19 protein-coding genes are annotated in these 20980 nt (G+C 62.8%); 10 read left to right on the forward strand and 9 right to left on the reverse strand.

All coding sequences use genetic code 11. From position 1 onward, the window contains the following. Window positions 1-38: 38 nt before the first annotated feature. Both GO499_RS06020 and GO499_RS06025 read right to left on the reverse strand, forming a co-directional pair. Window positions 39-941: a sugar kinase gene (locus GO499_RS06020; RefSeq protein ID WP_161861352.1), complete on the reverse strand. Its 903-nt coding sequence runs from the start codon at window positions 939-941 to the stop codon at window positions 39-41. After that, window positions 941-1639, reverse strand: a complete 699-nt coding sequence (locus GO499_RS06025) for a GntR family transcriptional regulator (protein WP_161861353.1) — start codon at window positions 1637-1639, stop codon at window positions 941-943. Before GO499_RS06025 ends, GO499_RS06020 begins: the two co-directional genes overlap by 1 nt. A 142-nt stretch (window positions 1640-1781) precedes the next feature. Here GO499_RS06025 and uxaC point away from each other — a divergent pair, with 142 nt between their 5' ends. The 9 genes from uxaC to uxuA all read left to right on the forward strand — a co-directional run bounded on the left by uxaC (window position 1782) and on the right by uxuA (window position 10540). After that, window positions 1782-3188, forward strand: a complete 1407-nt coding sequence (uxaC, locus tag GO499_RS06030) for a glucuronate isomerase (RefSeq protein WP_161861354.1) — start codon at window positions 1782-1784, stop codon at window positions 3186-3188. Between the two features lie 25 nt (window positions 3189-3213). Next, window positions 3214-4194: a TRAP transporter substrate-binding protein gene (locus tag GO499_RS06035; RefSeq protein WP_161861355.1), complete on the forward strand. Its 981-nt coding sequence runs from the start codon at window positions 3214-3216 to the stop codon at window positions 4192-4194. Between the two features lie 74 nt (window positions 4195-4268). Further along, entirely contained in the window at window positions 4269-4778 is a 510-nt protein-coding gene (locus GO499_RS06040; RefSeq protein WP_284154908.1) for a TRAP transporter small permease, read from the forward strand. A gap of 1 nt (window position 4779) precedes the next feature. After that, a complete protein-coding gene (locus GO499_RS06045) occupies window positions 4780-6060 on the forward strand; it encodes a TRAP transporter large permease (protein ID WP_161861356.1) in 1281 nt (426 codons plus the stop codon). A 9-nt stretch (window positions 6061-6069) separates the two neighbouring features. Beyond that, entirely contained in the window at window positions 6070-6378 is a 309-nt protein-coding gene (locus GO499_RS06050; protein ID WP_161861357.1) for a cupin domain-containing protein, read from the forward strand. A gap of 11 nt (window positions 6379-6389) precedes the next feature. After that, window positions 6390-7214: a 5-dehydro-4-deoxy-D-glucuronate isomerase gene (gene kduI, locus GO499_RS06055; RefSeq protein WP_161861358.1), complete on the forward strand. Its 825-nt coding sequence runs from the start codon at window positions 6390-6392 to the stop codon at window positions 7212-7214. Continuing rightward, window positions 7211-7936: a 2-dehydro-3-deoxy-D-gluconate 5-dehydrogenase KduD gene (gene kduD, locus GO499_RS06060; RefSeq protein ID WP_161861359.1), complete on the forward strand. Its 726-nt coding sequence runs from the start codon at window positions 7211-7213 to the stop codon at window positions 7934-7936. Before kduI ends, kduD begins: the two co-directional genes overlap by 4 nt. Further along, window positions 7914-9359 carry a mannitol dehydrogenase family protein gene (locus tag GO499_RS06065; RefSeq protein ID WP_161861360.1) on the forward strand — a complete coding sequence of 482 codons (1446 nt, stop codon included), beginning with the start codon at window positions 7914-7916 and terminating at the stop codon, window positions 9357-9359. Before kduD ends, GO499_RS06065 begins: the two co-directional genes overlap by 23 nt. Then, a complete protein-coding gene (gene uxuA / locus GO499_RS06070; RefSeq protein ID WP_161861361.1) occupies window positions 9356-10540 on the forward strand; it encodes a mannonate dehydratase in 1185 nt (394 codons plus the stop codon). The genes GO499_RS06065 and uxuA overlap by 4 nt, the downstream gene beginning before the upstream one ends. Before the next feature lie 5 nt (window positions 10541-10545). Here uxuA and pobA read toward each other — a convergent pair whose 3' ends face one another. After that, window positions 10546-11715, reverse strand: a complete 1170-nt coding sequence (gene pobA, locus GO499_RS06075) for a 4-hydroxybenzoate 3-monooxygenase (protein WP_161861362.1) — start codon at window positions 11713-11715, stop codon at window positions 10546-10548. A 131-nt stretch (window positions 11716-11846) separates the two neighbouring features. On the opposite strand from pobA, the gene miaA reads away from it, so the two are divergent. Then, window positions 11847-12764 carry a tRNA (adenosine(37)-N6)-dimethylallyltransferase MiaA gene (gene miaA / locus GO499_RS06080; protein ID WP_161861363.1) on the forward strand — a complete coding sequence of 306 codons (918 nt, stop codon included), beginning with the start codon at window positions 11847-11849 and terminating at the stop codon, window positions 12762-12764. Here the strand turns inward: miaA and hflX are convergent. The 6 genes from hflX to GO499_RS06110 form a co-directional block, all read right to left on the reverse strand. Next, on the reverse strand, window positions 12753-14021 hold the full coding sequence (gene hflX / locus GO499_RS06085) for a GTPase HflX (RefSeq protein ID WP_161861364.1): 1269 nt from the start codon (window positions 14019-14021) through the stop codon (window positions 12753-12755). The genes miaA and hflX overlap by 12 nt on opposite strands. Next, window positions 14022-14261, reverse strand: coding sequence for an RNA chaperone Hfq (hfq, locus tag GO499_RS06090; RefSeq protein WP_161861365.1), 240 nt, complete (start codon window positions 14259-14261; stop codon window positions 14022-14024). It abuts the gene before it with no gap. Window positions 14262-14393: 132 nt separating this feature from the next. After that, window positions 14394-15968: a TrkH family potassium uptake protein gene (locus GO499_RS06095; RefSeq protein ID WP_161861366.1), complete on the reverse strand. Its 1575-nt coding sequence runs from the start codon at window positions 15966-15968 to the stop codon at window positions 14394-14396. Between the two features lie 8 nt (window positions 15969-15976). Continuing rightward, entirely contained in the window at window positions 15977-17353 is a 1377-nt protein-coding gene (trkA, locus tag GO499_RS06100; protein WP_161861367.1) for a Trk system potassium transporter TrkA, read from the reverse strand. Next, entirely contained in the window at window positions 17350-18762 is a 1413-nt protein-coding gene (gene ntrX / locus GO499_RS06105) for a nitrogen assimilation response regulator NtrX (RefSeq protein ID WP_161861368.1), read from the reverse strand. The genes trkA and ntrX overlap by 4 nt, the downstream gene beginning before the upstream one ends. Window positions 18763-18778: 16 nt before the next feature. Further along, window positions 18779-20974 (reverse strand): sensor histidine kinase NtrY-like, encoded by a 2196-nt coding sequence (locus GO499_RS06110; protein WP_161861369.1) that lies wholly within the window; start codon window positions 20972-20974, stop codon window positions 18779-18781. Window positions 20975-20980: the final 6 nt, after the last annotated feature.

The raw sequence follows: 20980 nt of genomic DNA on the forward strand, positions 1-20980 counted from the left end.
GAGATAATACAACGTATGTAGTAGCTTACGGATATCTGCTAAACATCAATATCCACCAGCGCACCGCGCTTGCGGATCACCTGACCCGCCAAGGCACATCCAGCCAATGCTGCCGCCATGGGGTCGGCTCCGGCCAGATGCGCCGCCAGGAATCCGGCGTTGAAGCTGTCTCCCGCCGCCGTCGTGTCCACAGCATCACTGACGGTGTTCGGTGCATAACTCTGCGTTGTTTCGCCGGTTTGGATCAGCCCGCCGTCGGCGCCGTTCTTGACGACGACCATGCCGGCGCCGGCCTCGGCATAGCGCTGTGCCGTCGTCGCGATGTCGGCGTCACCGAAATGGCTGGCCTCGTCATCGAAAGACGGCAGCACGATGTCTGAATGACGTGCCGCTGCCATCACCGCTGCGCACATCTCTTCGCCGCTGGTCCAGAGCCGTGGGCGCAGGTTGGAGTCGAACGCGATCGTCGCGCCGCCAGCGCGGGCCTCGGCAACGGCTGCCAGCAGCGTTTCTCGCGCTGTTGCCGACAGTATCGCCAGCGTGATGCCTGAAAAGTAAACCAGCCCGGCATCGGCCAGCGCCGCGGTCAGCCTGCGCGGATCGTCGGCCAGCGTCCGCGCCGCGCTCCGGTCCCGCCAATAGGAAAAATGCCTTTCGGCGCCTTCCAGCTCGATCAGGTAAAGCCCGGCGTTGCGTTCCGGATGCCGCCAAACGTGGGTGGTGTCTATGCCGGAGGCCTGCATGAATGACTGCATCCTGTCGGAGGCAGTATCGCTGCCGATTGCAGTGACATAGGCCACCGTATCGCTTTGCGGCAGCGCCTTGCGCATGTACCAGGCGGTGTTGAAAGTGTCGCCGGCGAACTTGAGGCTGTAGGCCCCCTCCTCCGCTCTCGGTGCGATTTCGAGCATGCATTCGCCGATGGCGACAGTTCTTGTCATTAGTCTTCCTCGGCGAACCAGCTGTGATTTTCCTCGCGCAGATGCGCAATGATGGATTCGATACGGCCCAGATGCTCGCGCACGGCAGCCTCGGCCTTCATCTCGTCCTTTGCACAGATAGCATCGAAGATCGCGTGATGGTCATCAAGAGCTGTTTGCGAGGCAAAGGCGAGTGAGAGGAAGCGGACACGGTCGGTATGGGCCTTCTTCTCGCGGATCACGTCCCAGCAGAACCCGAAGCCCAGTTGCTCGCAGATCAGTTGGTGGAACTCATCGTCCAGCGCGTGAAACCGGCTGCGATCGCCGGCATCCACGGCCTGCTTCTGTTTCTCAAGAAGTACCTGCAACGCGTTGAGATCGCTTTGGGAAAGGTCACGACAGGCGCGCCTTGCCGTCTCCACTTCCAGCGCCGTACGGACGAAGCGGGCGCGGAAGATGTCGCGGGCGGAAATCAGGCTGACCGTGGTCGCCTTCTGCGGCCGGATCACCAGAAAACCCAGTTGCGAGAGCCGGAAGAATGCATCGCGCACCGGCTGCCGCGAAACACCCAGATGACGGGCGATTTCGGCTTCGGAGATCTTGGTGCCCGGCGGCATCTCCACCGACAGAACCTGTTCATAGATGGTATCGAACACCTGGTCCGCCACGGAAGGCCGGACAATGGGATCGAGCGATTTGAATTGGAGACTGTCCGCCACGCCTTCGCCTTTCTTCTTTGCCTTATGTGTCGATTGACAGGGCCGGTATGCTAACATATTAGTTGGCTAGTTACCGGATGTCATCCACTTTGTGATTTCCGTAAAAATAAAAACAAAACAACACGGTAGGGAGACGTATTGTATGCCTCGACTCGATGACGATCGCCTTTTTCCGCTGGAGTCGCGCAGCCGCGATCTGGCCCGGGCGCTCTATTCCGAGGTGCGTGACCTGCCGATCATCAGTCCCCATGGCCATACGGATCCGCGCTGGTATGCGGAGAACAAGGCTTTTGCCGACCCGGCGCAACTGTTCGTGACGCCAGACCATTACGTCTTCCGTATGATGTTCTCGCAGGGCGTTTCGCTCGACAGTCTCGGCGTGCCGCGCGCTGACGGCACGGCGGCGGAAACCGATGGCCGCAAGATCTGGCGGGTGTTTGCGGAGAATTATCACCTGCTGCGAGCCACGCCGTCGCGCATGTGGATCGACCATGCATTTCAGGATGTCTTTGGCATCGAGGAGGATCTGGGTCCCGATACGGCAGATGCGATCTATGACCATATCGATGACTGCCTTGCGCGGGAAGAATTCCGCCCCCGCGCCCTGTTCGAGCGGTTCAACATCGAGGCGATCTCGACCACAGAAAGCGCGCTCGATCCCCTGCCGTGGCACCGGATGATGCGGGATTCTGGCTGGACCGGCAAGGTCGTCACAGCCTATCGCCCCGATGCGGTGGTGGACCCCGATTTCGAGGGCTTCGCGGCCAATGTCGCGCAACTGGGAGAGATCACCGGCGAGGATACCGCGACATGGGCCGGTTACCTGGCCGCGCATCGCAACCGCCGCGAATACTTCAAGACTTTCGGCGCCACCTCGTCCGATCATGGCCACCCGACGGCGCGGACGGAAAACCTTTCCGACGCCGAGACCGAAGCGCTGTTCGGCAAGGTGATGGCGGGTTCGGCCAGCGCGGATGAGCGTGATGCCTTCCGCGGCCAGATGCTGACCGAGATGGCGAAGATGAGCCGCGATGACGGGCTGGTATTGCAGATCCATCCGGGCGCCTTCCGCAACCATTCGCCGACAATGATGGCGCAATATGGTCGTGACAAGGGGTTCGACATCCCCTCGCCCACCGAATTCGTCCGCAACCTCCGGCCGCTGCTCGATGCCGCCGGCACGGACCCGAACCTGACGATCATCGTCTTCATGCTCGACGAGACGACATTGTCGCGTGAACTGGCGCCGCTGGCCGGTGTCTATCCGGCGCTGAAGCTCGGCCCGCCATGGTGGTTCTTTGACAGTCCCGAAGGCATGATGCGCTTCCGCCAGCTGACCACCGAGACGGCAGGCTTCTACAACACCGTCGGCTTCAACGACGATACCCGCGCGTTCTGTTCCATTCCCGCCCGGCACGATGTCGCGCGGCGGGTGGATTGTTCGTATCTCGCAAATCTCGTCGCAACAGGGCGACTGGCGGAGCGGGATGCATTCGAGGTCGCCCACGACCTCGCGTACCGGCTTGCAAAGCAAGCTTACCGGCTCTGAGAGCCATTCCAGGGAGGAAAAAAACATGAAACTTCTGAAAACCACCTTCGCGGCGCTGATGGTCACATCCGCGGCCGTCACGGCGGCGGCGGCGTGTGAAACCACGCTGCGCTCTTCCGATACCCATCCCGATGGCTACCCGACGGTCGAGGCCGTGAAGTACATCGGCGAGCAGCTGAAAGAGCAGACGGGCGACCGGCTGTGCATCGAGGTGTTCCACTCCGCCCAGCTCGGCGAGGAAAAGGATACGATCGAACAGACGCAGTTCGGCGTGATCGACATGAACCGCGTCTCGCTTGGCCCGTTCAACAACATCATCGAAGAGACGCAGATCCCGTCCCTGCCCTACATCTTCCGCTCGGTCGAGCACATGCACACGGTGATGGACGGCGAAATCGGCCAGCAGATCCTCGACGCCTTCTCCGACCATGATCTTGTCGGCCTGGCCTTCTACGATGGCGGCTCGCGCAGCTTCTACAACTCCGAGAAGCCGATCAAATCCATGGACGATCTCGCAGGCATGAAGTTCCGCGTCATGCAGTCCGACATGTTCGTGGACATGGTCTCTGCCCTCGGTGCCAACGCAACGCCAATGCCTTACGGTGAGGTCTATTCCTCGATCCAGACCGGCGTGATCGACGGTGCGGAAAACAACTGGCCGTCCTACGACAGCTCGGGCCATTTCGAGGTTGCCAAGTACTACACGCTCGATCAGCACCTGATCGTGCCGGAAGTTCTGGTGATGGCGAAATCCTCCTTCGAGAAACTCTCGGCGGAAGATCAGGAACTGATCAAGCAGATCGCCAAGGACTCCGTGCCCGTGATGCGTGAGCTCTGGGAAGCGCGTGAGAAGGAATCCGAAGCGCGCGTGCGCGAGGCGGGTGTCGAGATCGTGACCGACATCGACAAGACACCGTTTATCGAGGCGATGGCCCCGGTTTACGAGAAGTACGTCACATCCGACAAGCTGAAGGCCATGGTGGAAGCTATTCAGGCGACGGAATAATCCACCATCGCGGCCCGCGTGTCTCCTCTCGCGGGCCGCACTTTTTCCAAGGGAGCACGTAAGTGCAGAACACCATGAAATCCATCGCGGTAGGCATGTCGCTGACCGCGCGCATTGCGCTTTGGGCCGCGGGCACCGGGCTTGTGCTGATGACGGCGCTGATCGCGGCGCAGGTCTTCTGGCGCTACGTTCTGAATGACAGCATATCGTGGACGGAGCCGGCCTCCGTCATGGTCATGGGCTGGTTCATCTTTCTGGGCGCTGCCGTCGGCATCCGCGAAGGCTATCATCTGTCATTCGACGTTTTGCTCTACGTGCTGCCGCACAAGGCCAAGATGGTACTCTACACGATCTCGGATGGTGTGGTGACCGCGTTTGGCTGCGGCATGATCTGGTTCGGCTGGCAACTGGCAGAGAAGACCTCCTCCAACGTTCTCCCATCACTTGGCATCTCCGGCGCGTTCGACTTCATCCCGCTCGTCGCCGGTGGATTTCTCATTGTAATCTTCTCGCTCGAACGTATCGCCCGCCGGCTTGCCGGCCTGCCGACTGCCCGTTTTGGCGACGATCCGGTCGAGGATTGAAATGGAACTCTACGTCCTCTTCGGAACCTTTGTCTTCCTGCTGCTGATCGGAACGCCGGTGGCCTTCTGCCTCGGCGTCTCCAGCTTCGCCACCATCCTCTACCTCGGCCTGCCGCCGGTGGTGGTGTTCCAGCGCCTGAACTCCGGCGTGTCGGTGTTCGCGCTGATGGCGATCCCTTTCTTCATCTACGCCGGTGACCTGATGGTCAGGGGCGATATCGCCCGCAGACTCGTGGCCCTCGCCGGGGCGATGGTCGGGCACATGCGCGGCGGCCTCGGGCAGGTCAACATCCTTGCATCCGTCATGTTCGGCGGCGTCTCCGGATCCGCTGCCGCCGATGCCTCCGCCGTCGGCGGCCTGATGGTGCCGCAGATGAAAGAGCGCGGCTACGGTGTGGACTACGCCGTCAACATCACTGTCGTCTCGTCGATCATCGCGCTGATGCTGCCACCCTCCCATAACATGATCATCTACTCGATCTCCGCGGGCGGGCGCATCTCCATCGCCGATCTGTTCACCGCCGGCATCATCCCCGGTTTCCTGCTCGCCGTCTCACTGATGGTCGCCGCGTGGTTCGTGGCCAAGAAGCGTGGTTACCCGACCGAGAAGTTCCCCGGCCTTCAGGCCATGGGCGCCCTGTTCGTCAGCGCGGTGCCGGGCATCATCCTTGTCGCCATCATCTTCGGCGGCGTCCGCTCCGGCATCTTCACCGCCTCGGAATCGTCCAACATCGCTGTCGTCTACGCGCTGCTCGTCACCTTCCTCGTCTATCGCTCGCTTTCATGGCACGATTTCGTGGAGGCGACTTTTGCGGCCGTGCGCACCACGGCGATGGTGCTGATGGTCATCGGCTGCGCTGCCGCCTTCGGCTGGCTTCTGGCCTACACCAAGGTTCCGGCCTCGATGGTGGCGCTCTTGCAGGGTGTGTCGGATAACCCGATTGTCATCCTCCTGCTGCTGAATGTCGTGCTGCTGATCCTCGGCACCTTCATGGACATGTCGCCGCTGATCGTCATCACCACGCCGATCTTCCTGCCGGTGGCGCAGGCCTTCGGCGTCGATCCGGTTCATTTCGGCGTCATCCTGATCCTCAACCTCGGCATCGGTCTCTGCACGCCGCCGGTGGGCGCCGTGCTGTTCGTCGGCTGTGCCGTCGGCCGCATTCCCATATGGGAAGCGGTGCGCTCGATCTGGCCGTTCTACGGCGCCGCCTTCGCCACCCTGATGCTCGTCACCTATGTCCCGGCCCTTTCACTCTGGCTGCCATCCCTGTTTCGCTGAGGTAACACCATGACAACATTCCCCGCCGTACCCGCCGACCCCGGCGTCACCCGCCAGGTGCTGGCCGACAGCCCCGAACTGATGGTCGTGGCCTTCACCTTCGAGGCCGGCGCCGAGGGCAAGCTGCACAACCACGTCCACGTGCAGTCCACATACGTGGAGGCCGGGCGCTTCGTCTTCACCGTCGCCGGCGAGGAGCGCGAGGTCGGGCCGGGTGACAGTTTCGTCATCCCGTCCGATGCCATCCACGGCTGCCGCTGCCTGGAGCCGGGCAAACTGATCGACTGCTTCACGCCGCGCCGTGACGACTTTCTCTGAGAGGACCTGACATGTTGAAATCCGAAACCCGTTACGCCATCGACCCGGCCACCGCCAAGACGCTGGGCACTGACGATCTGCGCAAGCATTTCCATGTCGGCGATCTGTTTGCCGAGGGCGAGATCCGGCTGGTCTACAGCCATTACGACCGCCTGATCCTCGGCTCCGCCGTCCCCGGCAATGGCACCCTGACACTGAGCGAAATGCCAGAGACCGGCACGAAGACCTTTCTCGAGCGCCGCGAAATGGCGATCCTGAACATCGGCGAGACCGGCACGGCCAAGGTGGACGGCACGTCTTATGAGCTTGCCAAGGGCGAGGTGCTCTACATCGGCATGGGCGGCGGTGCGGTCGAATTCTCCGGCCCGGGCCGCTTCTACCTCCTCTCCGCTCCGGCCCACCAGACCTATCCCACCACGCATATCCGCGAAGCGGACGCGCGCCGCGTCGAACTTGGTTCGCGCGATCAGGCGAACGAGCGGGTGATCATTCAGGTGTTGCACCCGGAAGTCTGCAAAAGCTGCCAGTTGCTGATGGGCTATACCCAGTTCCAGCCGGGTTCGCTGTGGAACACGATGCCCGCGCACCTGCACGACCGCCGGATGGAGGCCTACCTCTATTTCGACGTCGATGAAGGCCAGCGCGTCTTCCACTTCATGGGCGAGCCGTCCGAGACGCGGCACATCGTCATGGGCAACGAAGAGGCCGTGATTTCGCCGCCCTGGTCGATCCATTGCGGGGCGGGCACCGGCTCCTACACGTTCTGCTGGGCCATGGCCGGCGACAACGTCGATTTCACCGATATGGACATGGTGGCGATGGAGGATTTGCGGTGAACCCCTTCTCGCTCGCAGGTCAGACGGCGTTGGTGACCGGCGCGAATACCGGCATCGGACAGGCGATCGCGCTCGCCATGGGGCGTGCAGGGGCGGAGGTAATCTGCGCCGGGCGGTCTTCCTGTGCCGAGACTGTGGCCGGGTTGGAAAACGGGCGCGAACTGACGCTCGATTTCTCCGATCCGATGGCGGCGAAAGACGTTTTCGCCGCCGAAAAAGTCGATATTCTGGTCAATAACGCCGGCATCATCCGCCGCGAGGACAGCGTCGATTTTTCCGAAGCCGATTGGGACGCGGTGATGGACGTGAACCTCAAGGCGGTGTTCTTCACCTGCCAGGCCTTCGCCAAGGCCGCGCTGCCGCGCGGCACCGGCAAGATCGTCAATATCGCGTCGCTGCTGTCGTTCCAGGGCGGCATTCGCGTGCCGTCCTACACCGCATCGAAACACGGCGTTGCCGGTCTGACGAAGATTTTCGCCAATGAATGGGCGGCACAGGGCATCAACGTCAACGCCATCGCCCCCGGCTACATTGCCACCAACAACACCGAGGCGCTGCGCAACGACCCCGACCGCAACAAGGCCATCCTCGAACGCATTCCGGCGGGTCGCTGGGGCAAGGCCGACGACATCGCCGAGACGGCAGTGTTCCTGTCCTCACCTGCTGCCAATTACATTCACGGCGCCGTCCTCAACGTTGATGGAGGCTGGCTTGCCCGCTGAACTCCCCCGCCTGTCCCGCACCGCACCCCGCGCGGCGACGGGCATTGTCCATCTCGGCCTCGGCGCGTTCTTCCGCGCCCACGGTGCCGTCTATCTCGACGAGATCATGGCGGCACAGGGCGGAGACTGGGGCATCGTCGGCGTCAGTCTGAAAAGCCCGGGAACACGGGACAGGCTGGCGCCGCAGAATTGCGCCTACACCGCGCTTGAACTCGGGCCGGAGGGCCGCACCCCCCGTGTGATCGATTCCGTGGTCGAAGTGCTGGTCGCCCCCGAGGATCCCCAAGCGGTGCTGGACGTGATGGCCGCCGAGGGCACTCGGATCGTCACCCTGACGGTCACGGAAAAGGGCTATTGCCACAACCCGAGTTCCGGTTCGCTCAACCTCGAGCATCCCGATATCCGCCACGACCTGTCTGCCGCCCTGCCCGTTTCTGCGCCCGGCTACATCGTCCGAGCGCTGGAACTTCGTCGCGCCGCCGGCCTGCGCCCGTTCACGGTGATGACCTGCGACAACCTGCCGAACAACGGTCGCGTCCTGCGTGGTGTCGTGCTCGAACTTGCACGGCAGATTGACCCGGCACTGGGTGACTGGATTGCCGCCGAAGCCCGTTTCCCCTCCACCATGGTCGACAGGATCGTGCCCGCCACCAAGCCCGAGGATATCGCGGCGCTGGCGGAACTCACCGGTACGAACGATCAGGCTCCGGTGATGCATGAGCCGTTCCGCCAGTGGGTGGTCGAGGATGAATTCGTCGATGACAATCGCCCCGATCTCGCGGCCGTCGGCGTGCAGATGGTCGCGGATGTCACGGCCTTTGAGCATATGAAACTGCGGATGCTGAACGGCACCCATTCATCCCTTGCCTACCTCGGTTACCTCGCCGGCCACGAGACGATCGCCGACACCGCCGCCGATCCGGTGTTTGCCGATTTCGTCAAGCATCTCTGGGCCGCGGAAATCATCCCGGTCCTCACCCCACCGCCGGGCGAGGACCTGAATGCCTATGCCGACGCGCTGTTTCAGCGCTATGCCAACCCGGCGATCCGCCACCTGACATGGCAGATCGCGATGGACGGCAGCCAGAAACTGCCGCAGCGCATCCTCGGCACGCTCGCTGAAGCCCATGCCGCCGGCCGCGAAGCTCCGGGCCTGACGCTCGCCGTCGCCGGCTGGATGCGCTATGTCGGCGGCACCGATGAGAAGGGTGGAACCATCGACGTCCGTGATCCGCTCGCAGACCGCCTGCACAGCCTGTCCAGTGCCGCTGCCACCCCGGCAGAGAAGGTCGCGGCGCTGCTGTCAGTACGCGAAATCTTCAGCGCCGAAATGGCCGAAGCGTTGCAACCGTCGCTTACACGGTCCTATGAAACCCTGGTGCAGAAGGGCGCCCGCGCAGCCGCCGCCGAGGTGACACCGTGATCGAGAGTTGGCGCTGGTACGGCGCATTCGACAAGATTTCCCTGCCCGAGATAGCCCAGACAGGTGCCAGCGGCATCGTCACCGCCCTCCACGAAATCCCTTATGGTGAAATCTGGAGCAGGCAGGCAATCGCTGCTCACAACTCTGCAATCCACACGGCCGGTTTCACCTGGAACGTGGTCGAAAGTCTGCCGATCCACGAAGACATCAAACGCGGCAGCGGCAACCTGGCAACGCTGTTCGCCAACTATCGCCAGTCGATGGCCAATCTCGCCGCCGAAGGTGTTCACACCATCTGCTACAATTTCATGCCGCTGCTGGACTGGACACGCACCGACCTGCAAAGCCCGGTCAAGGGCGGCGGCACCTGCCTGCGGTTTTCCGCGCCGCGCATGGCGGCATTCGAACTGTTCATGCTTGGCCGTGAAGCGGCCGAGGCCGATTACCCGGCAGAAGTGCGTCAGGCGGCCGCGATCTGGTTCCAGCAATCGAGCGAAGCGGACCGCGATGGTCTGCTGACATCAATCATGGCCGGCCTGCCGGGCGCCTATGCCCGCTACACCGTCGAAGGCCTGAAGACGGCGCTTGCAGGCTACGAAGGTCTGGGTCGTTCGGACTTGCGCGCCAGCTACCGGCAATTTTTGCAGGAGGTCGTGCCGGCGGCTGAAGATCTGAATATCCGCCTCTGCGTCCACCCCGACGATCCGCCCCGCGATATTCTCGGCCTGCCGCGCATCGTCTCCGATGCGGACGACATTGGCTGGATACTCGATGCCGTCGACAGCCCCGCCAACGGCCTGACGCTTTGCTCGGGATCGCTCGGTGCCAACCCCGCCAACGATGTGGCGGCCATCGCCCGCCGCTTCGCCGATCGCATCCACTTTGCCCATCTGCGCAACGTGGCCAAGGATGCCGATGGCTCCTTCGAGGAAGCGGCACATCTCGATGGCGATACCGACATGGTCGATCTCGTCGCCGCCTTGCTGGACGAAGAAGCCCGCCGCCGGGCCGAAGGCCGTGCGGACCACGCAATTCCGTTCCGCCCGGACCACGGCCACGAGCTGCTGTCTGACGCTACCAGGGATACCCACCCCGGCTATCCGCTGATCGGGCGTCTGCGCGGGCTGGCGGAACTGCGGGGCGTCATCCGTGCGCTGTCCCGGCCTGTCGCCGCGCAGTAGTCGCCTCAGTATGGCAGGCCGACGTAGTTTTCGGCCATTGCCCGCTGCGCGGCCTCGCTGGACGCCAGAAATTCGAGTTCGGCCATCTGCATCCGATGGTCGAACGCGGACTGGTCCGCGGTTCGATGCATCAGTGACGAGAACCACCAGCTGAACCGCTCCACCTTCCAGACCCGCGCCAGCGCCTTCGCCGAATAACCATCTATGCCGCGCTCGTCGCCACTGGCATAGAAATCCTTCAGCGCGTGATACAGGTAATGCACGTCAGAGGCCGCCGAGTTCAGGCCCTTGGCCCCTGTCGGCGGAACGATATGCGCGGCATCGCCGCACAGGAACAACCGTCCCCAACGCATCGGTTCGGTAACGAAGGAGCGCAGCGGTGCGATGCTCTTCTCGATCGACGGCCCGGTGACGAGCTTGTCGGCGAACTGCTGCGGGATCCGTCGCTTCAACTCCTCCCAGAACGCGGCGTCCGACCAGTCCTCGACCTTCTCGTCCAGCGAGCATTGCAGGTAATAGCGCGACAGGTTCTCGTTGCGCATCGAACACAGGGCGAAGCCGCGCTCCGAGTTGGAATACAGCAACTCGTGGTCGACCGGCGGTGTTTCGCTCAAGACGCCCAGCCAGCCGTAGGGATAGACCTTCTCATATTCCCGCCGCACGTCTTCCGGAATGGATTTGCGGCTGACCCCGTGAAAACCGTCGCAACCGGCGAGGAAATCACAATCCAGCCGCCGCTCCTGCCCATGCACGGCATAGGTCACACAGGGCGCATCGCCGTCAGCATCGTGGATGGTGACGTTCTCGACCTCGTATTCGATCTTGCCATCCATCTGTTCCCGCGCCGCATAAAGGTCGCGCGTCACCTCCGTCTGGCCGTAGACCATCACCGGCGTGCCCGTGAGCGCCGCGAAATCGACCCGGAAGGCCGTCTCCCCAAAGGCAATCTGCGTGCCCTCGTGCGGAAATCCGTCGCGCTCCATCCGGTCCGCGCAGCCAGCCTCCTTCATCAGCGAAACGAACCCCTGCTCCAGCACCCCTGCCCGGATGCGGCCCAGCACATAGTCCTTGGTCTTGCGTTCCAGCACCACGGTATCGACCCCGGCCCGGTGCAGCAGTTGGGAAAGCAGCAGTCCTGATGGCCCGCCGCCGATGATCGCGACCTGTGTTTTCATGAACTACTCCCCTGTCCCGCGCGGTGTTCACTGGTTATACGGACGCAGTGCCGGAGTGGAACACAAAAGAATGCAGAAACAATGCGTGTCGCCACTTTGCCGACAGCCGCGCAGTTGCTAAACGCCGAGGGATGACATCCGCCCTGCCCCGTCCGATCCTGATCGCCGGCCCCACGGCCTCCGGTAAATCCGCGCTGGCCCTGCGCATGGCCGAGGCGTTGAATGGCATCATCGTCAACACCGACGCACTTCAGGTCTATGATTGCTGGCAGGTGCTGACGGCCCGCCCCCCGGCGGAAGATCTGGCGCGGGCGCCTCACCGTCTCTACGGTCACGTCGGCTACGCGCAGCCCTATTCCGTCGGCAATTGGCTGCGGGAGGTGGAAAGATTGCTTGCCTCCGACCGTCCCCTGATATTCGTCGGTGGCACCGGCCTCTATTTTCAGGCTCTCACTCAGGGACTGGCCGAGATACCAGCGACACCCGCACCGGTGCGGGCCGAAGGCGATGCGTTGCTGGCCGCCGAAGGTCTGGATGTTTTTCGCCACTACCTCGCGCAGCACGACCCTGACCTATTTGCCCGCATGGACACGCAGAACCCGGCCCGCTTGCAACGCGCATGGGAAGTTCACCGCGCCACGGGCCGGGCGCTGTCGGCATGGCAGGCCGAAACCGGTCCGCCACTGGTGGCCGAGGACGCGGCGTTGACCCTTTCGCTTGTCTCCGATCCAGATTGGCTCGGCCAGCGCATCGACAGGCGTCTGGGTATGATGCTGGAGGAAGGCGCACTGGAAGAATGCCGCGCGATCCTGCCCCGCTGGCAACCGTCTCTTCCGGCCAGCCGTGCCCTTGGTGCGGCGGAATTCACTGCCGCCTTGCGCGGCGAGCTGACGCTGGATGACGCGCTGGCCCGCGCAAGAACCGCGACGCGGCAATACGCCAAGCGCCAGCGCACCTGGTTCCGCTCCAAGATGCGGTCGTGGCATCAGGTGGAAAGTGAAAGTCTTACCCGAAAAGGGCGAATTGAGGACATTATATCAATGGCTTGAGCGTATCTGTTCAAACCGTGCACGATCCTTCGCAGTCCAGCTCACCTGCAGGTGATAGCCGTCCTCGTCCTGTTGCTCATCCGTCACCAGGTTGTGAGAGAACAGCCACGCCCGGTCGCGGCCCTCTTCGAAACCGAGATCGAGCGTCAGGTTCTCCACCGGCTCGCTGGTGCGGGCCTCGATCACCTCGAACAGCGTTTCCATGCCCTGCCCCGTCAGCGCCGACAGCGCAATCCGGCGCGGGTCGCGCTCGGCGTTGCGTTCCAGCGCGTCCGCCCGTTCAGGCGACAACAGGTCAACCTTGTTGAGCACTTCGACCATGTTTTCCTGTTGCGCCTCGTCGATCCCGAGACTTTCGAGGATCTCGGCCACGTCTGCCGCTTGCTCCGCAGTCTCCGGATGTGAGATATCGCGCACGTGCAGGATCAGATCGGCGTCGAGTACTTCCTCCAGCGTCGCGCGAAACGCGGCGACAAGCTGCGTTGGCAGGTCGGATATGAAGCCCACCGTGTCCGACAGGATCACCTGCTTGCCCGTGGGCAGGGTGATCGCCCGCATCGTCGGATCGAGCGTGGCGAACAGCATGTCCTTGGCCATCACCGAGGCACCAGTCATCCGGTTGAAAATACTGGATTTTCCGGCGTTGGTGTAGCCCACCAGCGCCACGATCGGATAGGGTATCTTCTTGCGTGCCTCTCGGTGCAGCTTGCGCGTCTTCACCACTTTCGCAAGCTGGCGGCGAATGCGGGTGATCTGCTCGGACAGCATCCGCCTGTCCGCCTCGATCTGCGTCTCGCCAGGGCCGCCAACGAACGACAGCCCGCCGCGTTGCCGCTCCAGGTGGGTCCAGCTGCGGACGAGGCGCGTTTTCTGATAGCTCAGATGCGCCAGGTCCACCTGCAGCACACCTTCTCGCGTCTGCGCCCGTTCGCCGAAAATTTCGAGAATCAGGCCCGTGCGGTCTAGCAGCTTTATGTCCCATGCCCGTTCGAGGTTACGCTGCTGCACCGGCGAAACCGGCCCGTCGACGACGACGAGATCGATCTCCTCCGCCTCGCAAATCGCCTTGATCTCATCGACCTTGCCGGTGCCGAACAATGTCCCGGCCCGCGCCTTGGGCACGGGTACCACCATCTGCCGGATCACTTCGAGATCGGCCAGGGCCTCCGTCAGGCCCACGGCCTCTTCCAGCGCAAGCTCGGGAGACCTCCGCGTATCGCTTCGGTTCAGGTCCGGATGCAGTACGAGAGTTCGCAATTAAGCGCTGTCCTCGCCGTCATACAGGTTCACGGGCTGCGACGGCATGATCGTCGAAATCGCGTGTTTGTAGACAAGCTGGGATTGACCGTCGCGGCGCAGGAGCACACAAAAGTTGTCAAACCACGTGATAACGCCCTGCAATTTCACACCGTTGACGAGGAAGATCGTCACCGGAATTTTTGCCTTGCGGACATTGTTGAGGAAAGCATCCTGGAGGTTTTGTTTATCGGCAGCCATTCTATCAGCCTTAAGTTTTATGTGCGGGCAGAGCCTGCGTTATCTTTCTTATGATAGTGTTATGGGGCCATCGTGACGCAATTTCCAGATGGCGCCATCATTTTTTGTGTGCATGTGCGAAAAAGAAGCTGATCAGGCCCGCCAGAAGTTGGGATTGAACAGCGCAATCACCACCAGCGCCTCCAGCCGTCCGAAAATCATTGCCGCCGAGAGGATCGCATAGGTGACATCGCTCATCTGTGCGAAAATGACAGTATCTGTCAGCACGAAGGAGGCGGGGCCGGTGTTGGTCAGCATCGCGATCGACAGAGCCATCGCCGCCTCGAAGTCCTGCCCGGCTGCCGTCAGCGCCAACAGCGTGAAAGCAATGCCGATCAGGAACAGCATCAGGAACAGCCATGCAATCGCCGCGCCCTCGCGCCTGATACGACGCGCCGTTATGCCGGAGCCGCCCACCGAATTTGGGTGGATCAGCCGCCCCATCTCACGCGCACCATGTTTGTAAAGCGCATAGACCCGCAACAGTTTCACCCCGCCAGCCGTGGTGGCGATGCCCCCGCCCATCACACACAGACCCAGCAAAACGAATCCGGGCGTGCTGAGGCCAGACCAGTTGCGGGCCGCCTCCCAATCCTGGCTCTCGTAGCCGGTGGTCGTCAGGAACGAGAGCACGCCGAAGCCCGTTCCCCAGATCGCCCGCATCGCGCTCTGCCAGTTCTGCTGGTCCTCGACATCCACGGCTCCAAGGAAATGGCGCAGGAACAACAGCCCGGTAACCAGGGAAATGCAAACGAGCGCCAGTTTCACCTCCGGATCCAGCCCGCCTACCGCCAGAATGTCGCGGCGGAACAGTCGCGTCATGCTCTTCTGGGTGACGGCCGCGAAGAAGAAGATGAACACCAGCACCTCGCCGGGATGGCCACTGCCGGCATGTGCGTAACTCTGAAGCGGCGTGATCCCGGATGTGGCCAGCGTGCCCATTGCATGCATGACCGCCACGAGGCTGCGGTCGCCCGCCAGCACCAGCCCCAGCGTCAACGCCGCCGTCAGCACCGCATATGGCACGATCACCAGTTGTGCATAGCGCAGGATCCGCTCGTTGGATTGCAATGAACCGGACCGCACCTTGCGGTTCGGCGCCGCCGACGCCCCGATGGTGGCCTGCAACTCGAACCCCCCCAGCTTCAGCGGCTCAAGGATGGCAAGCGCGGCAACGAGGAACATGAACCCGCCCAGCCAGCCGACGATCCCCCGCCACAGGTGCAGCGGTTCCGCCAGATCCCACGCCGGGTCGAAAACCGTCGCCCCGGTCGTCGTCAGGCTCGACAACATCTCGAAATAGCCCTGCACCCAGGTGATAGAGGGCACCACATGCGTGAATGGCAGCGCCAGCACCGCCGGCAGGATCAGATAGGCCAGCAGCAGCGAAACCAACTGGTTCTCGCGCAGCGATTTCGGCACCGTGCCGTCCCCGCTGCTACCGCTTCCCGGTCGCTCCGCGCGTTGGGTGCCGATGCTTGCCCTGCCCTCAAGGCCGATGGCCAGCATCACGGCAAGGATGACGACGAACATGCCGTGATAGAGAAACGTCCGCGCGATCAGCCAGTCGCCAAGCCGCGCCGCATGCATCGCCGGCGCCATCATCAGCAGCGCCGAAGCCAGCATCAGCAGGATGAAGGGAGGTTGGTGGCGGATGAAGCGGAGCATCGCGCGGCTCAGAAGAAGTTGATGGAGACCTGAAAGAGATCCTCCACCGCCGCCACGTCCTGTCGCAGGGAAAAGACGGTGACGACATCGCCTTCCTCGATCTTGGTGTCGCCGCGCGGCAGCACGATCTGTCCGCGCTTGCGGATCACGCCGACAAGCGCGCCCTCCGGCCATTCGATATCGCGCAGCCGCTTGCCCGCCACCGCCGATGTCCCCAGTACCTGCGCCTCCAGCACCTCCGCCTCGGCATCACCGATGGAATACACCGCCTGTATGCGGCCGTGGCGGATATGGCGCAGGATCGAGGAGACGGTCGTTGCCCGCGGGTTGATAAAGGCGTCGATCCCCAACGGTTCCATCAGCGAAGACAGGGCGGGGTCGTTGACCAGCGCAATCACCAGCGGCGCCCCTTCGGACTTCGCGCGTGCGCAGGTCAGCAGGTTGGTCTTGTCGTCATCGGTCAGTGCCAGAACCGCATCGGCCTTGGAGAGGTTGGCCTCTTCCAGCAGGTTGCGGTCCAGCCCGTCGCCATGAAGCACGATCGTCCGTTCAAGGTTGTCGGCCGCGTGTTCCGCCACCGCGCGGTTCAATTCGATCAGCTTCACCCGCGTCTTGTCCTTGCGGGCTTCAAGTTGCTGCGCGACGGAAAGTCCGACATTGCCGCCGCCGATGATGATCACCCGCGCCGACTTGCGGTTGACCTTGCCGAAAATCTCCATTGTCCGGTGCACATCCGGGGTAGCGGCGAAGACATACACCTGGTCGCCGGGATAGATCTGGTCACCCGGTTCCGGCGCGAACAGCCGGCTCTCCCGCCGGATGCCGACCACCACAGCCTTCAGGGTCGAAAACAACTCCGTCAGCTGCCTCAGCGGCGTGTTGATCACGGCGCAGTCCTCGTCGATGGCGAGGCCCACCAGTTGCGCATCGCCGTCGAGAAAATTTTCGGTGTCGAACGCCGCCGGCGCCGCCAGCCGTTGCAGCGCCGCATCCGCCACTTCCTTCTCCGGCGAGATCACCACGTCGATCGGCAGGTGATCACGGCGGTAGAGGTCCGAGTAGATGGCGTCGAGGTAGGACCGGGCCCGCAACCGCGCCACCTTGCGCGGAATGTTGAACACCGAGTGCGCCACCTGGCAGGTGACCATGTTCACCTCATCGGACTGGGTGGCGGCGATGATCATGTCGGCATCACGCGCCCCTGCCCTGTCCAGCACATCGGGATGGGAGGCAAAGCCGGTGATCCCGCTCACGTCAAGTGAATCGGTGATGCGGCGGATCAGCTCACCGTTCTGATCCAGCACCGTTACGTCGTTGCCTTCGGACGAAAGATGCCGGGCGAGCTGGCCGCCCACCTGACCCGCGCCGCAAATGATGACCTTCATGCGCTCTCGTCAAGCTCCGTGGGTTCCGCCACCCGCGCACCACCGCGCGCCGTGGTGATGACGTTCAGGGATTTCAGCTTCCGGTGCAAGGCCGAACGTTCCATGCCCACGAAAGTCGCCGTCCTGGAAATGTTGCCGCCGAACCGGTTGATCTGGGCGATCAGATACTCGCGCTCGAACATCTCCCGCGCCTCGCGCAGCGGCATCCCGGCATAGGTGGCGGAGATCAGTGAAACCACCGTTTCCGGTGTCGGCGCCATGATCTCGGAGGGGAACTCGGACGCTTCGACCTGGCCACTGTCCGGGCCGAGGATCAGGCACCGTTCCAGCGTGTTCTTGAGCTGACGGATATTGCCTGGCCAGTTCATCGTCTGCAGATGCGCCTCCGCATCCCTGCTCAGCATCCGCAGCGGCAGGCCCTGCACGCCATTGAGATCCTTTATGAAATGTTCGGCCAACTCCGGAATGTCCTCGCGCCGCGAATCCAGCGGCGGCACGGCTATCGGCACCACGTTCAGCCGGTGATACAATTCCTCGCGGAAGGTGCCGGCGTCGATTTCGGTCTTCAGGTCGCGGTTGGTGGCCGACAGGACGCGCACATCCACCCGCACGGTGTCGGAGCCGCCGGCCCGCTGGAAGCTCTGCTCCACCAGCACCCGCAGGATTTTCGACTGGGTGCCCAGTGGCATATCCGCCACCTCATCGAAGAACAGGATGCCGCCATGCGCCTGCTCGAACAGCCCCGGTTCCTGCCCGCGCTCCGCCGAGTAACGGCCGAACAGCACCTCCTCCATCCGGTCCGGCTCTATCGACGCGGCCGAGACGGTGACGAACGGGCCGCTGGCACGGTCGCTCTCGCTGTGCAGGTAGCGTGCAGCCACTTCCTTGCCGCTGCCCGCCGGCCCCGTCAGCATCACCCGGCCGTTGCCGCGCGCCACCTTTTCCAGTTGCGATTTCATCGCCTTGAACGCGGCGGAAGAGCCGATCATCTCGTGGTTGGTCACCTCCCGCACCCGCAGGCTGGCGTTTTCCCGCCGCAACCGCGAGGTTTCCAGCGCGCGCGTGATCACCACCATAAGCTGGTCGATATTGAACGGCTTTTCGATGAAGTCGTAGGCACCCTGCTTCACCGCAGCCACCGCGATCTCGATATTGCCGTGGCCGGAGATGATGACCACCGGGATAGCTGGGTTGTTGCGCTTCACCAGTTTCAGGATGTCGATGCCGTCGAGCTTGCTGTCCTTCAGCCAGATATCGAGGATGATCAGGTCCGGCGCCTCGCCGTTGATCTCGGCCATCGCGGTGTCGCTGTCGCCCGCCAGCCGCACGGCATGGCCCTCGTCGCGCAGAATGTCACCCACCAGTTCGCGGATGTCCCTCTCATCGTCCACTATCAGAATGTCGCCCATATCTACCCTCTTTTTTTTATGCCGTAGCTCGGTTTTCTTCGGGTTCCGTCAGGTACCCCGTTTCACTGACCGGCAGCAGGATGCGGGCTTCGGCGCCCTGATGCCCGCCGTCCTCGAACGGCGGTGCATCCATCAGTTCCAGCTTTCCGGCGTGTTCCTCGATGATCTTCTTGACGATGGACAGTCCCAGCCCTGTGCCCTTCTCGCGATTGGTCACGTAGGGTTCGAACAGCCGCTGGCGGCTTTCCTGCGGCAGGCCAATGCCGTTGTCCTGTATCTGGATCAGCAACGCCCCTTCGACATGGCTGACGATCACCCGGATTTCGCCCTGATAGCCATCGCGGTCCTTGGTTTCGTCGGTGGCCTCGGCGGCGTTCTTCATCAGGTTGGTAAGTGCCTGCCCTATCATTGTCTCGTCGATCATCGCCAGCACCGTCGTCTCCGGCAGGTCCAGCGAATAGCGAATGTCCGGGCGGCCACTCTCCTGCAGGTGAACCGTGTCGCGGATCAGGCGCAGGATGTCCGATGCCCTTCTCTCCGGCGCCGGCATCCGCGCGAACTTGGAAAATTCGTCGACGATCCGCCGCAGGTCACCCGTCTGCCGGATGATCACGTCGGAATATTGCGCCAGCGCGGCCGCATCCTCTTCACCGACCAGCGGCGTGAACTTCCGCCGCAGCCGCTCCGCCGAAAGCTGGATTGGCGTGAGCGGGTTCTTGATCTCGTGCGCGATCCTTCGGGCCACGTCACCCCACGCCGCCGTGCGCTGCGCCTGCACGAGGTCCGAAACGTCGTCGAAGGTCACAACGTAGCCCTCCAGCGCACCAGAGGCCCCGGCCCGTTGCGCCATTCGCACCAGCAGCGTTTCCTCACGGCCGCTGCGGATGATCCGCACCTCGCCCTGACTGACGCCCTGTATGCTGCTCTCCAGCCGCGAAAACAGCGCCCCGAACTCCGGCACCGCCTGCTCGATGTGAACTTCGCTCGGCAACAGGTTGTCGAGGCTCAGCAAATCGGCACCGGCCCGGTTCATCATCTCGATCCGTCCTTCGGCATCGAGGCCGATCACCCCGGCGGTAACGCTCGACAGGATGGAATCGAACAGACGCCGCCGCCGCTCGGTTTCCTCATGCGCCTCTATCAGCGCATCACGTTGCGATTTAACTTCGCGCGTCATCGTATTGAATCCGCGTGATAAAGTCGCAAACTCATCATCGCCCGGCGCCTCGGCCACCTTGAAGTCGAGATCGCCCTTCGCCACCCGTTCCGCTGCTCCGACAAGCTGTGCCAGCGGCCGGGACAACCGCTCCGCGAACCACAAACCGAACCAGATTGCCGCCAGTATGACGATCAGCGCAAAGCCGAGGTAGACCAGCGCGAACTCGAACAACAGCCGCCCACGCTCCCGCTCCAACTGCTCGTACAGCCCCACCGTCTCCTTGGTCTGGTCCAGCAGGCTCAGGATTTCGCCATCGACATCGCGTGTCACGTAAAGAAAACGGTCCGCGAAATTGCGTAACTGGATCAGTGCCCGGAACTCGTTGTTGTCCCAGTCCTCGATGATCACCGCCCGCCCGGCCCGCGCCTCGCCGATCTCCTCGACACTTGGTGCCTCATAGTCGAAAAGGTAGCTGCGTTCGCCCCGCGCCCGCAGCTTGGCCTCGCCATCGATGATATAGGCTTCCGGCAGTTCCCGCTGCATCTGCACCTGTCCCCGGTTCAACAGGTCGCGCAGCTGCCCGGCGGAGATCAGTGGAAAGCGGTCCTTCTGTGCGTCGAGGAATTCGGCGAGGATGCGGGCATCCGACGTCAGGTTGAACCGGTGCTCCGCTTCATAGGCCTGCGCCGCCTCCAGGCTGTTGCCGACCACGTTGCGCACCCGGTCGGAAAACCAGCCCTCCAGCCCGAAATTCACCGTCAAGGTGGCAAAGACCGCCACAAGGACGGTCGGGATAAGGGCGATGATTGCGAACATGCCGGTTAGCCGCAGATGCATTTGCGATCCGGCGGATTGTCTTCGGCGCGCGATGATTTGCGCCGAGATCGAGCGCAGGATCAGCCCCGCGATAACGGCGACATAGACGAAATCCGCCAGCAGTACGACCCGCAGCGATGCATTGCTTGCACCCTCGCGCGAATTGACTTCGAAGGCCGTCCAGATCGCCAGAACCGGACCAAGAGCCACGAAGACAAGCGCGAGTGCGGACTGCACCCGTTT

It is taken from the genome of Algicella marina, assembly GCF_009931615.1.
Classification (GTDB): domain Bacteria; phylum Pseudomonadota; class Alphaproteobacteria; order Rhodobacterales; family Rhodobacteraceae; genus Algicella; species Algicella marina.